This is a genomic window from Dyadobacter beijingensis DSM 21582 (assembly GCF_000382205.1).
Lineage (GTDB): Bacteria > Bacteroidota > Bacteroidia > Cytophagales > Spirosomataceae > Dyadobacter > Dyadobacter beijingensis.
Map to the genome: position 1 here is coordinate 407243 of NZ_KB907790.1, position 13214 is coordinate 420456.

The 13214-nt window shown below is 50.5% G+C and carries 8 protein-coding genes; 1 reads left to right on the forward strand and 7 read right to left on the reverse strand.

What is annotated here, in order from left to right:
- Nucleotides 1-148: 148 nt before the first annotated feature.
- From H144_RS0125425 to H144_RS0125440, 4 genes are all read right to left on the reverse strand, one after another.
- Nucleotides 149-3580: an efflux RND transporter permease subunit gene (locus tag H144_RS0125425; RefSeq protein ID WP_019944930.1), complete on the reverse strand. Its 3432-nt coding sequence runs from the start codon at nucleotides 3578-3580 to the stop codon at nucleotides 149-151.
- A 101-nt stretch (nucleotides 3581-3681) separates the two neighbouring features.
- Complete coding sequence (locus H144_RS0125430) at nucleotides 3682-4812, reverse strand: efflux RND transporter periplasmic adaptor subunit (RefSeq protein ID WP_019944931.1); 1131 nt, start codon at nucleotides 4810-4812, stop codon at nucleotides 3682-3684.
- A gap of 45 nt (nucleotides 4813-4857) precedes the next feature.
- Nucleotides 4858-6219, reverse strand: coding sequence for a TolC family protein (locus tag H144_RS0125435; protein WP_229207992.1), 1362 nt, complete (start codon nucleotides 6217-6219; stop codon nucleotides 4858-4860).
- Nucleotides 6194-6835 (reverse strand): TetR/AcrR family transcriptional regulator, encoded by a 642-nt coding sequence (locus tag H144_RS0125440; RefSeq protein WP_229207993.1) that lies wholly within the window; start codon nucleotides 6833-6835, stop codon nucleotides 6194-6196. The genes H144_RS0125435 and H144_RS0125440 overlap by 26 nt, the downstream gene beginning before the upstream one ends.
- Before the next feature lie 553 nt (nucleotides 6836-7388).
- Between H144_RS0125440 and H144_RS0125445 the strand changes: the two genes are divergently transcribed.
- On the forward strand, nucleotides 7389-8867 hold the full coding sequence (locus tag H144_RS0125445) for a type III PLP-dependent enzyme domain-containing protein (protein ID WP_019944934.1): 1479 nt from the start codon (nucleotides 7389-7391) through the stop codon (nucleotides 8865-8867).
- Between the two features lie 244 nt (nucleotides 8868-9111).
- On the opposite strand, the gene H144_RS0125450 is transcribed toward H144_RS0125445, so the two are convergent.
- From H144_RS0125450 to H144_RS0125460, 3 genes are read right to left on the reverse strand one after another with little or no spacing between them, the layout of a single operon-like run.
- On the reverse strand, nucleotides 9112-9633 hold the full coding sequence (locus H144_RS0125450; protein ID WP_019944935.1) for a D-glycero-alpha-D-manno-heptose-1,7-bisphosphate 7-phosphatase: 522 nt from the start codon (nucleotides 9631-9633) through the stop codon (nucleotides 9112-9114).
- A 2-nt stretch (nucleotides 9634-9635) separates the two neighbouring features.
- Nucleotides 9636-10664 carry a uroporphyrinogen decarboxylase gene (gene hemE / locus H144_RS0125455; protein ID WP_019944936.1) on the reverse strand — a complete coding sequence of 343 codons (1029 nt, stop codon included), beginning with the start codon at nucleotides 10662-10664 and terminating at the stop codon, nucleotides 9636-9638.
- A gap of 27 nt (nucleotides 10665-10691) precedes the next feature.
- Nucleotides 10692-13148: a TonB-dependent receptor gene (locus H144_RS0125460; protein ID WP_019944937.1), complete on the reverse strand. Its 2457-nt coding sequence runs from the start codon at nucleotides 13146-13148 to the stop codon at nucleotides 10692-10694.
- Nucleotides 13149-13214 lie beyond the last annotated feature (66 nt).

Genomic DNA, 13214 nt, shown 5'->3' on the forward strand with positions numbered 1-13214 from the left:
CAGGTGGTTAGTCTGCCATATTTGAACGAAACAGATTGCTCTCGCTCCGTTCTTTGGGGTTGCAAATCTAAGAATGTTTTGGATTATTGTCCATTTCGGGCCGAAAAAAAATGTTTTTACCCGAAATGGACAATGAATGTGCTGTTTATCAGATCGTTTCGTTCTGCCAGTTGGGGTTCACTACCTCAGGCTGGCCCTTGCGGAACCATTTGTCGCGTACGCGCTCGTTCACGTAATACATACACGGCACCATCACGAGCGTGAGTATCGTCGAGAACGTCAAACCGAAAATGATCGTCCAGGCGAGGATGTTCCAGAACACCGAGCTTGGACCACCCACGATCAGGTGCGGTTGCAAGTCGCGGAAAAGTCCCACGAAGTCGACCGTGATACCTAATGCGAGGGGTACCAGACCGAGTACGGCCGCGGAGGCAGTGAGCAATACGGGTGTCAGACGAATCGCGCCGCCTTCGATAATGGCTTCGCGCATGGGGTACCCGCGCCCGCGGAGCTCTTCGATAAACTCGATGAGCAGGATGCCGTTTTTCACCACAATACCGGCCAATGCAATGATACCTACGCCGGACATGATGATCGAGAAGTCCTTGTTGAAGATCACGAAACCGAGCAATACGCCGATCAGCGAGAGTACGATGGTGAAGAAGATAATGAATGGCTTGATCACCGAGTTGAACTGCGTCGCGAGGATCAGGTAAATGAGCATGATCGCCGCTCCGAATGCGGTCCCGAGGAACGACATCGATTCGGCCTGCTCTTCCTGCTCACCGCCCATTTTAATGATATAGCCGTTCGGTACTTCCATTTCCTGGATCACATTCTGGATCTGCGCCACGATTTCGTTCGCGTTGTAGCCCGGCAATACATCGGAGCCCAGCGTAACGATCCGGCGCTGGTCCTGGCGGTTGATCTGGCTGAATGTGGTTGAATAATGGATATTCGCTACCGAGGTGATCGGCACCTGGCGCAATGCACCGCCCATATTCATGTCGCGGTACACGACATTGAGGCTCAATAGCTTCTCGATCTGCTCGCGGTCGTCTTTTTCGAGGCGTACCATAATCGGGTATTCGTCCTTGTCGTCGCGGAATTTGGACACTTCCAAACCGAACAATGCGGTACGAACGGCCAATGCGATCTGCTGGGAACTGATACCTTCGCGTTGTGCCTTCTCGCGGTCGATGTCGATCACGATTTCGGGCTTGTTCGTCACGAGGTCGGAACGGAGCTGGTCGATGCCTTCGATACCCGAATCCTGTACTTTTTTGAGCACATCTTTTTCCAGTTTTTGCAGTACTTCAAACTCGTCACCGGAAATTTCGATCGAAATAGGCTTACCGGTAGGAGGCCCTACGGCTTCGCGTTCTACGGAAATTTCAGCACCCGGAATACCTGCAACCGCCTCGCGGATCTTGCGCAGAATAGCCTCCGACGACCTTCCGCCACGCTCCGTACCATACACGAATGCCACCGTTACTTTCGACTTGTGCGGCGTGGCCGAGCGGTCGGGGTTGTACGGGTCGCCGGCGTTTTTACCTACGTTGGCGATCACGGAGTTGACCATATCCATCGCTTTTTCCTTTTCCAGCACATCAAAAACACGTTTTTCGATGATCTTGGTCACGGAGTCGGTCACTCGGGCATCGGTACCGATCGGGAGTTTGTTATACACATACACATAATCCGGGTCACCGCTTGGGAAGAACAGTACTTTGGGCTGTGCAATGCCGGTGATGACGAATGTCGCGATCAAAAGCAGGAACACGGCGACGATTGCAAATACCGGTCTCCAACCTCTCAGTAGCCAGTCGATCAGCTTGCGATAGCCATTTTTCAATGCGGGAAGCAGGTTGTCCTGGAAAGGGACAAGGATTCTCGGTGTAAGGATATAGTGGTTGAAAATCCAGAGTATCAATATGAATACAAAGAAATTACCCACACCGCGGTCGATCAGGTAGCCTATTGCCGCTGCCACCACGAGGATGATCACCGGTCGGCGGATCGCCTTAAAGCTCGTGTCGTGCGCTTCTTTCTCGTCGTCATGACGGCCCATGAACGACACCGCGAACACGGGGTTCATTACATAAGCCACAAACAATGACGCGCCCAGCGTGATAATGAGCGTCAGCGGCATGAACTTCATGAATTCCCCGACTATACCCGACCAGAACAACAGCGGGAAGAACGGCGCGATGGTCGTTAATGTACCGGAAAGTACCGGAATGAATACCTCGCCTGCCGCCGCTTTTACCGCCTGCTGGATCGTCCAGTCCTTATGCTGGTTGAAAAGCCGGTGCGTGTTCTCAATTACCACAATGGCATCATCCACCACGAGACCGATCCCGAGCAGGAATGCGAAGAGTACGATGGTGTTCAGGGTAAATTCCGTCCCGACCATCGGACCGATGATCGGCATCATCACAAATGCTACCAAGGCGGACAATGGCACCGAGAGCCCTACGAAAATCGCGTCGCGCACGCCCATGAAGAACATCAGTACCATTACCACGAAAATAAAGCCGAGTACAACGGTGTTGATCAGATCGTGCAGGTCGGCGCGGGTCTGGATGGACGAGTCGGCCGTGATATTGATGTCCAGTCCGGATGGAAAACGGTTTTCGCGGTAATCGGCGATCACGTCCTCGATCTTGTCGGCGGCATCCACGAGGTTTTCGCCGGAACGTTTGATGACGTTCAACGTAATGACCGTTTTACCGGCCAAACGTGCGAAATCCTGCTGTTCTTCGAAGCTGTCGGCTACTTCGGCAATGTCGCCAAGGCGGATGGTAGCGCCCGTGGCCGTGCGGATGCGGATATTCGCCATGTCGCGCACATCGGTATACTCGCCTTTCACGCGCAATGTCCGGCGCACGCCTTCGACATTCAGCTCGCCGCCTGAGACGTTGATGTTTTCGCTCTGGATCGCCGTTTGTACATCATAGAATGTCAAACCGGTCGACTTCATGCGGTCGAGGTTTACGTTAATCTGGATCTCGCGGTTCAATGCGCCGAGAATATCCACGCGGGTGATTTCCGGCAATGCTTCGATCCCGTCCTGCAAATCTTCCGCATATTGTTTCAGTTGTTTCAAAGAATAGTTACCGGCGATGTTAACGTTCATGATCGGGAACTCCGAGAAGTTCACGTCCTGCGCCGTCGGACCCGAATCGAGGTTTTGGGGTAAATCGGTTTTGGCCTTATCCACCGCATCCCTGACTCTTTGCAGTGCAACTTCCACGGCCACGTCGGGCGTAAACTCGACCAGGATTACCGAAACGTCCTGCAATGCATTGGATTTGATCTTTTTAACACCGTTGAGCGATTTCAGCTGCTTTTCGATCGGTTTGTTGATCGTGTTCTCGATATCGGCCGGCGCCGTTCCGAAATACACCGTGTTGATGTAAATCTGCGGGATCTTGATGTCGGGAAACTGCTCTTTCGGCAGGTTATTGTACACCATGAACCCCGCCAGCGTAATGATGAACGTAAAGATGTAGATCGTCGTCCTGTTCTCTACGCACCAGTTGGTGAAGCTTAGGGTTTTGTATTCGCTAAATTTCATAATGTTGAATGAATGAATGACTGAATAGGGGATTGTGCATTCTTGACAATCCCTGACAACTCCTGACTACAACTGACCTATGACGGTCGTCATTCTTCTCGTTAGTAGCTGATCGGCTGACCGTCGGACACTTCCTGGTAGCCCAGTGTGATCAGCTGGTCGCCGGCCGTCAGGCCCGACAGGATTTCCACCTTGCCATTGTAGCTCAGCCCCGTCTTCACTTCTTTCGCCTTGGCTACTTTCTTATTGCCCTCGGTGACGGCTACGTAAACCACATTGCCTTTTTCGGTACTCTGCACGTAGTTCTGGTCGATCGCCAGTGCATTTTTGCTGGTAGCGTCGTTGATCTGCACCTGCGCCATCATATTAGGTTTAATATCGCGGTCGGAAGGGAGGTTAGCCTCGATCGTGAATGTTCTTGACAAAGGATCTACCGCCGTGCTCACAAATGTTACGCGGGCTTTGTATTCCTTTTTCAGGTCAGGGAATTTGACAATCACCTCGTCGCCCTTTTTCACGCTGGCCGCATACACGTCCGATACTTTCGCCGAAACTTTCAGGTTGCTCAAATTCACTACCCGCACGACGCCTACGCCCGGGGAAGCGGTTTCGCCTACTTTAATGTTTACCTGGTCGACAACACCGGACATGGGCGACACGATATTCGTCTGCGCGATCTGCGTATTCAAAGTAGCCAGCTTTCTTTCCAGTGACTCTTTGTTGTTTTTCGCTTGCAGGTATTGCAGCTCAGTGCCGATTTTCTGGTCCCAAAGGTTTTTCTGCTTTTCGTAAAGGGTATTAGCCAGGCTCAGTGAAGTTTTCAGCTCTTCAATGGATTCGGTGAGGATGCTGTTGTCGATCTTGCCGATCACGCTGCCCGCTTTCACCGCGTCGCCTTCCTTCACGTACATGGCCACAATGGCACCGCCGGTTTTAGGGGTCACGAGGACATTGTTTTTTGCGTCAACCGTGCCTTGGAGTTCCACATAATGCTTGAAAGTCTCCGAATTCAAGGTAGCGATCGATACCGGTTTCACTTTGGCTTCCGTCGTTTTCTTCGGGTCCAGTTTACCGATCTCGATTTCCAATGCCTTTATTTTCTTATCATTTTCAGCCTGCTGGGCTTTCAGCTGAGCAAGCTCTTCTTTTTTGCCTTCGAGCCCTTCTTTTTTGGCAGAGCAGGCAGCCAGCAACGTGGCAAAGGCGGTTATGATGAGAATATTCCTTTTCATGATATAAGTAAGTAGCTGTTTCAAATTTTGTTAAGTGTTAATGCGTCATTCGGAATAAAGCTCGCCCTTGGCCTTGCTCAGATCCACTTTGGCGATCATCAGGTCGTACAATGCGGTGAAGTAGTTGGTCTGCGCCTCTTTCAAGGACGATTCGGCATTGATTACTTCGATATTCGAGCCTACCCCTTCCTTGTATTTGATTTTTGAAACGCGCACGATCTCTTCGGCGAGTGTGAGGTTGCGTTTCTGGGTTTCCAGCGTGGCGAATGCATTTTTGATATTAATGGCGGCCTGGTTGTTTTCCAGATCGATCGATTGTTTGAGCAGGTTCTGGTTGTTCTTCACCTTGTCGATCGCGATCTTTTTCTGATTGATCTGGTATTTTTTCTGGAATCCGTCGAAAATCGGGATGTTCAGGTTTACGGACAATACCATGTTGTTGAACCATTGCTGGGTAAAAAGCTGTGAGAACTTGTCCATACCCGCATTATACCCGTATCCCAGCGATGCCGAAACACTCGGCAGGTAGCCCGCCCGCACATTGCGCAGGTCGAGGAAGGCGAGTTTTTCCTGCGTGTTGAGCAACGAATACTCGATCCGTTTTTCATAGCTCACATCCAGGTTCCCCGATTCCGACCGCAGCTCTTCCACATTCACTGCATTGATATCGTCCGTCAGTTTAACGGGCTCATTGGCCGGCATACCCATCTGGAACCGCAGCAATGCATAGCTCAGCTCGATCAGGTTTTGCACTTTCTGGCGCTCGGTTTGCAGGTTGTTGATCTGCACTTCCAGCCGGTTTACATCCAGCAGCTCCACGAAACCGCTTGCGTTCATCGCTTTCGTCTCGCGCATGGACGAGTCTACGCGGGCGATGTTCAGGTCGAGCAGCTTGGCGCGCTCTTCCGCGACCTGCGCCGAGTAGTAAGCTTTCGTCACCGCTTCCGCTACCGACACTTTGGATGAAGTGGTGGTTTTCTGCGCCAGCTCCCGGTAAGTCGCCGCAGCTTTCAGGCCAATGAAATACGATCCATTGAAAATCAGCTGGTTCAAGGTCGCCGAAGCGGAGCCCTGCCACGGGATACCGAATTCCACGGCGGTGGGCGGCGCATCCGCGGGTGCCGTAGGATCGAAGGTACTGGCCGGCAGGAAGAACCTGGGTATAATAATGTTGTTGGTCAGCGACACGGCGCCCGTCACCTGGGGCAAGCCTGTGGCGCGGATTTCACCAATGCGGGCCTCCGCGGAAACGGCATCGAGCTGTGCATTTTTGACGTTGAGATTGTGCTTGATCGCGTAATCGACGGCCTCTTTGAGTGAATAACCGGTTTGTGCATGTAATGGTACAAAAGTGATCAGTGCCGCGAGCAGCATCAAAGTGCTACGTATTGTTTTGGCATTTTTCATGGATATTGAGTTCAGTTGCTGGTTTATCTTTTATGGTGTTGTAGTATTCAAATCCTTTTTCCGAAAGTATCCCCCTCAAAAAATGTCCGAGAAACTGGGTTTGGACATGCATCATGCTGAACTTCTTGGCAGGATATACCGTCGGGTCGAAAGCGAGCACGATCTGTTCCACGCGCAGGAGGGAGAGCACATCCACGTCGATATCCGGGCGGTAGACGCCTGCTTGAATGCCTTTCAGCAGGTTGTCGCGGATGTTTCGGATAATGTACTCGTGCTTGTAGTTCTGGAAAAGCTCCCAGGCGTTGGGATAGTATTTTTTCAGATCGTACAAAAGCGTCGGGTTCATGGTGGCGAGCGTCTCCTGCATTTGCACCGTGGCGTACATCACTTCCTCGATCGGGTTTTCGGCGAGTTCTTCCAGCTTCTTCATTTCACATTTCTGCGTCCGGATCTCCTCCTGGATCACGAGGGCGAGAATGGCCTCCTTATCGGAGTAATGCTGGTAAATGGTACGCTTCGAAATTCCCAGGTCGCGGGCAATGTCGTCCATCGTGACGCTGCGGATGCCGTAGCGCCAAAACAGGTTCAATGCCGATTTGATAATTCGCTCTTTCACAGCGACAAATTTGAAATTTTCGAATGACAAAAACCAAGAAAACTTTGAGAATGTTTAAAGTTTTCTGTGCTTTAGTAATCGGTTATCGGCAAAGAAGGCACATAGCCAGCGTACAAATGCGGTTAAATGCTGTGGATTAGTGGGATTGGCGACTTTTTGGCCTCTTTTCGGGCGTCGCCGTTTTGAGCAGGATCATAGGGAAATGGTTTTTAGTTGTTGAGAAATGTATAAATCTTGAATAGGACTATATTTAGAATAAATAGGCTGCAAAAAGAGTGGTCGTGCTGACGTTTGGATGCTTTCGTGTGAGGCCGCATTCAAATTTCCGGCCTGAAAATAGGCAGCGGTGAACCGGTTGGTCAATTAAAAAATTATTAAGCGGGTATTTTCGGGTATGAACTTGGCAAATAGCGAGATAAATTGCTTTCGAATGGGAATGATTTGACAACGATCCGTGTTTGGAAATGACACATATTCTGACCAATTTTCGGGTCATTTTCGTTCCTATTTTTTAACACCCAATTCACTAATTGCCATCGCGACAAACAAATCAATGAAAAGCTACATTGACCTGATTCAGCAAACGTTCGAGTTTCCGACCATGGAGTTCAACGTTGATAATAATGAGTTGCTGTTCAACAATGTACCTCTGATGGATATCATCAAGGAACATGGTACGCCGTTAAAAATCAATTATCTGCCCAAGATCGGAGAGCATATCGAGAATGCGAATATGTTTTTCCGCAATGCCTTCAAAAGACATAATTACAAAGGCACCTATACCTATTGCTATTGCACGAAATCGTCGCATTTCAGCTTTGTGCTCGAAGAGGCGTTGAAGCATAATATCCATATCGAAACGTCTTCGGCCTTCGATATTCCCATTATCCGGGAGCTTTACCGCCGCGGAAAGGTCAACAAAAGCACTTACATTCTCGCGAACGGCTACAAGCTGCCGCGCTATACGCAATACCTGAGCGAGCTGATCAACGAGGGTTTCAACGTGGTGCCCATTCTCGATAATCTCAAAGAAATTGAGTCGTACGAGCAGCAGGTAACGGCGGATTCCGTGCATTTCGGAATGCGCATCGCGACGGACGAGGAGCCGAATTTTGCATTCTATACCTCGCGTTTGGGTATCCGTTATAATGATGTTCAGCAGTTATACAAAGAGAAGATCGAGCCGAATCCTCGTTTCAAGCTCAAAATGCTGCACTTTTTCATCAATACCGGTATCAAGGACAGCGCCTATTATTGGAGTGAACTGACCCGCTTTATGTTCAAGTATTGCGAGATGAAGAAACTTTGCCCGGATCTCGATTCGATCGATATCGGCGGCGGGCTTCCGATCCAGACTTCGCTGCAATCGGGCTACGACTACCAGCAGATGATCGACGAGATCATTGAAAATATCCAGTGGATCTGCAATAAGAACAACGTGCCCGTTCCGCATATCTTCACGGAATTCGGAAGCTATACCGTTGGCGAAAGCGGCGCGGTGATCTATGAAATTATCGACAAGAAGCTGCAAAATGACAAGGAGCTTTGGTACATGATCAACGGCTCGTTCATTACCCAGCTGCCCGATTCGTGGGGGATGAACCAGAAGTACATCATGCTGCCGATCAATAACTGGGATAATCCTTATCAGAAGGTGAACCTTGGCGGACTGACTTGCGATTCGCAGGATTTCTATAACAGCGAAATGCACAGCGCCGACCTGTACATGCCGATTTTCGAAGATAACGAGCCGCAATACATCGGTTTCTTCCACACCGGCGCCTACCAGGAGTCGCTCGGAGGTTACGGCGGCATTCAGCATTGCCTAATCCCGGCACCGAAGCACGTGCTCGTTGACCGCGACGAAGAAGGCCGCATTACCACACGCGTATTCGCCGACGAGCAAAACAGCGACTCGATGCTGCGCATTCTGGGTTTCAAGGAAGAGCCTTATGGTGCTCAGGATGGAAAACCGGCCGTTGAAAAGAAGCGTGAGAAGCCGGTACAGGAATTGGAAGAAACAAAAATCTGATCGCCGTATATAAAGTTCTTTGAATGAGTTCGTTATTAGTCAGGCTAAAACGCTCGTTCAAAGAACTTAATTTTATATTTTTGTAGTGACAAAATCTTATACGAACTGGAAAATGAAAAAGATCTTACTTCTCGTAGCTGTTTGCGGAACATTGGCGGTGGCATCATCCTGCACCAAACACGCCTGCCCTGCTTACGGTTCTGTGCAGAAAACACAGCCTGCACCAGCGGTAAAAGCTTAATATTTACCGCTCCAAAATAATTTTAGCGGCTTCCAGCAAATTTACAGCGGTATAATCTCCCGTCGATTCTTCTGCATTCGGGATAATATGCACCGTTTTTAATCCTACATTTTTACCCGCATCCATATCCCGGTCACGATCACCGACCATCCATGACTGGTCAGGATCGATATCGTATTTGGCCATTGCCTTTTCAATCAGCAACGAGCCCGGTTTCCGCGACAACGAGTTGCCCGAATAAGCCGGGTGATAAGGCGAGAAATACAGATCGTCCAACGCATTGTCCGAGACCTTTTGCATGGCCTCATGGATCGCGTACACATGATCAGCCGTGTAAAGTCCTTTCGCGATACCCGCCTGGTTGGTAATGACAATCAGCAGATAACCAGCCTGTTTTAGCATTTGCAATGCCTCGGTAACTCCTTCGGGAATCTCCAGTTCTTCCAGCTTGTATAAATAATCCGGGCAATCCTCGTTCAGTACTCCGTCGCGGTCGAGGAATACGCATTTGTTCTGACCAGCCATATTTACAGGGAAGAATATTCTTTAACGGCCTCGATGAAGCACCGCACCTTGTCGGGATCGGTGTCGGGATAGACGCCGTGGCCGAGGTTGGCAATGTACCGCTGCGTGCCGAACTGGCCGACCATTTTCTTCACTTCCGCGCGGATCTGGTCGTATGACGAATAGAGCACGCAAGGGTCGAGGTTGCCCTGCAAGGTCTTATCCGGGATCAGTGCGCGCGATTCGGCGATGTCCATATTCCAGTCGAGTCCCACTACCGAGCAGCTCAGCTCACCAATTTCCTTCCGCGCGAAGAATGCGCCTTTGGCAAAGACAGTGACCGGTACTTCGGTAATGGCATCGCAAATCTGTTTGATATAAGGCAAAGAGAAAATGCGGTACTGTTCCGGCGAGAGAATGCCCGCCCAGGAGTCGAAAAGTTGTACTATGTCGGCACCTGCGGCGATCTGCGCTTTGAGGTAGGCGATCGTGCTGTCGGTGATTTGCTGTAATAATGTATGCGAAAACCCGGGATCGGCGTACAGGTGTTTTTTGGCGACCGAGAACGTTTTGGAGCCTTTGCCTTCCGTCATGTAACAAAAGATGGTGAACGGTGCGCCCGCGAAACCGATCAGCGGCACGCGGCCAGCGAGGCCTTCTTTCGTGATTTTAATGGCGTCCAATACATATTTCAGGTCTGTTTCCGGCTCCGCGATATGCAGTTTTTGAAGATCTTCCAACGTGTGCACCGTGCTTGGGAAAACGGGTCCGCGCTGCTCGACCATCTCGTAAGGCAGCCCCATTGCTTCGGGGATCACCAGGATGTCGGAAAATATAATGGCAGCATCCACGCCCAGCAAGTCAACGGGTTGCAGGGTCACTTCTGCTGCCATTTCAGGTGTAGTAGCAAGTTTGATAAAGCTTCCGGCTTTCTCGCGAACGGCGCGGTATTCTGCAAGTATGCGCCCTGCCTGGCGCATCATCCAAACAGGCGTGCGTTCGGTTTTCTCCCCCCGCGCCGCCCGAAGCAAAAGGTCATTTTTCAGATTCATGCGGCAAAGGTAGGGAGAAAGTGGTTATCAAAACCTGAAATTAACCCCGATCAAAAAATTCCTTCCTGCTTGTGGAAAGTAGAAATTCTCCTGCGTGAGCGCGCCGCCGGCGATGTATCCGTACGTGTAGCCGTTCGATTCGTACTTTTCGTCGAGGACGTTGTTCACGAGCAGGTTGAATGCAATTTCTTTCGTCCAGGACGGTTTGATGGTCCATGACAAGCGGATATCGTTCGTCAGATAGGCGTCGAGCTTGCGGGCTTCGGTCGAGGTGTTGTCCAGGTATTGTTTGCCCACATATTTGGTCAGCAAGGCCAGTTCGAGGTTTTTGCGCAATGAATACGTGAACTGGCTCCCGGCGATGACGTTTGGCGAAAAGGAAATGTCCGATTTGCCGTGATCAACCGTTTGATAACCGCCGTTATCATAGTCGACGATGTATTCGGTAAAGTTTTTGATTTTGTTCTGGCTGAAAGTAGCATTTGCATTCCATTTGAGGTGGCTGTTGAACACCACGGCGCCTTCCAGTTCGATACCCGTGCGGTAACTCTCAGGCACATTCACGCGCACCGAGCCGCCTACGTCGTTGATCTGGCCGGTGAGGACCAGCTGGTTTTTATAGCTCATCAGGTAATAATTCGCAGCGAACGCCCATTTGCCTTGCTGCGTGCGGAAGCCTGCTTCCACATTTTGCAGACGTTCGCTTTTTGGGAAAAGATTGGCGGTAGAGGACGTGAAATCATCCCGGTTTGGCTCACGGTTGCCAATGCTGTAAGAGGCGTAAACGGAACTTTGTTCGGCCAATTGATAAGTCAAGCCAGCCTTTGGATTAAAAAATGAATACGACTGATCGAATGCCAGGTTCACGAGGTCATTGTCCGTCCCGTGGATAGCGTGGCTCACACGACGGTATTGCAGGTCGGCAAATGCGGTAAGCTGATCCGTGAATGCATAATACAGTTTTCCATACAGGTTGAAATCCTTCTTTTTACCCGTACTGAAATAGTATTGGTGCTCATTCTCGATGTTTCCTGCATTACGTGCCCAGATAATCTGCCCGTAATGGTCGCCGTCGTACTGGTTCCAGCCGCCGCCGAAGCTGGCGGTCAGCTTTTTGAAATTGTTGTAATCGAATGAGAATGTGGTTCCGTAAAAATAATTGTCGAGCCAGCGGCGGCGGATCAGGTCTGTGCCCGTGAGCGTGTCGGTGCCCGCAACGACGTTGGGCAAATTGTAGTTGCTATAACTGTCATCCGCCCGGTATTGCTCGTAATAACCCAGTCCGCGTACAAGAAATGCATTTAAATTGAACGTCAGTTTATTACTCAGGTTATGAGAAGAAACAATCTGGTAATGGTCCTGACGGTAGTTATCAACTTCGTTTTTGTAGGTATAGGAATTATAAGTACGGTTATCGGAATTGAGCAGGTTTTGCGCGTCTTGTTCTCCTAAGTAATTTCTATCGATGTAAGCCAGAATGCCCTCGCGATCACCGCGGAGCTTAGCCTCCGGCACACCGTTCCACGACTGGTAGGTGCGCTCTTTTCCCGAAAATACATTTACCCGTACGAAACTCTTCTTGCCAAAATACCCTCCCGACAAATAATAGGAATGCAGTTCCGAAGAAGCGCGGTCCACAAAGCCATCCGAAGACACCCGCGACAGCCGCGCATCGAAAGTGAACTTATCCTTGATGAGCCCCGAACCTACTTTGAGCGTGTTTTTGAAGGTATTGAAAGAGCCGTAAGAATTGTTCAGTTCTGCGTATGCCTCTTCTCGGAATGCATTGGTATTGATATTCACCGACGCGCCGAACGCCCCCGCACCGTTGGTGGAAGTTCCCACCCCGCGCTGGATCTGGATGCTGCTCACAGAAGATGCAAAATCAGGCATATTGACCCAGAAAACGCCCTGGCTTTCCGCGTCGTTGTAAGGAATGCCGTTCACAGTGACGTTAATGCGCGTGGCGTCGGAGCCCCGGATGCGGATGCCCGTGTAGCCCACGCCTCCGCCCGCGTCGCTCGTGCTCACGAGGGAGGGCGAGAAATTGAGGAGCACAGGCAGGTCCTGGCCGAGATTCTGCTTCTCGATCTGCGCGGCTGTGACATTGGTGTAGGCCATACCCGTTTTGTCGTTCACGCGGGTGGCGTTGATAATGACCTCATCGGCCTGGTAAGTGCTTTTATTGAGCTTAATTTCGACATTTTCCGTACTGCCGAGCGCTATTTTCGCCGTTTGGTAGCCGATATAGGACACGTCCAGTGCTTCGATGTTCCCGGAGATATTTTTCAATACAAAATGGCCGTCCTTATCGGTGCTGGCACCGCGGATTTCGCCCGCTTTGACGGTTGCGCCGGGAAGCGGTTTGCCGTCTTCGGCGTCGGTCACACGGCCTGAAATGGTCAGTTGCGCTTTTTGGGCGTGAGAGAGGAGTGAGGCAGCGCTGAGCGCCAGCACGAGCAGATAGGTAGTAATTTTTCGCATTGCGATATATCATTACAACAGGCAGGGGCCACCTATCAGAAAGTTCGATAAAATGTAAATCAGAAA

Bases quoted from the DNA above. Each gene is read 5' to 3' on its own strand.
- H144_RS0125425 (WP_019944930.1), bottom strand. From the start codon at position 3,580: ATGAAATTTAGCGAATACAAAACCCTAAGCTTCACCAACTGGTGCGTA.
- H144_RS0125430 (WP_019944931.1), bottom strand. From the start codon at position 4,812: ATGAAAAGGAATATTCTCATCATAACCGCCTTTGCCACGTTGCTGGCT.
- H144_RS0125435 (WP_229207992.1), bottom strand. From the start codon at position 6,219: ATGAAAAATGCCAAAACAATACGTAGCACTTTGATGCTGCTCGCGGCA.
- H144_RS0125445 (WP_019944934.1), top strand. From the start codon at position 7,389: ATGAAAAGCTACATTGACCTGATTCAGCAAACGTTCGAGTTTCCGACC.
- H144_RS0125450 (WP_019944935.1), bottom strand. From the start codon at position 9,633: ATGGCTGGTCAGAACAAATGCGTATTCCTCGACCGCGACGGAGTACTG.
- hemE (WP_019944936.1), bottom strand. From the start codon at position 10,664: ATGAATCTGAAAAATGACCTTTTGCTTCGGGCGGCGCGGGGGGAGAAA.
- H144_RS0125460 (WP_019944937.1), bottom strand. From the start codon at position 13,148: ATGCGAAAAATTACTACCTATCTGCTCGTGCTGGCGCTCAGCGCTGCC.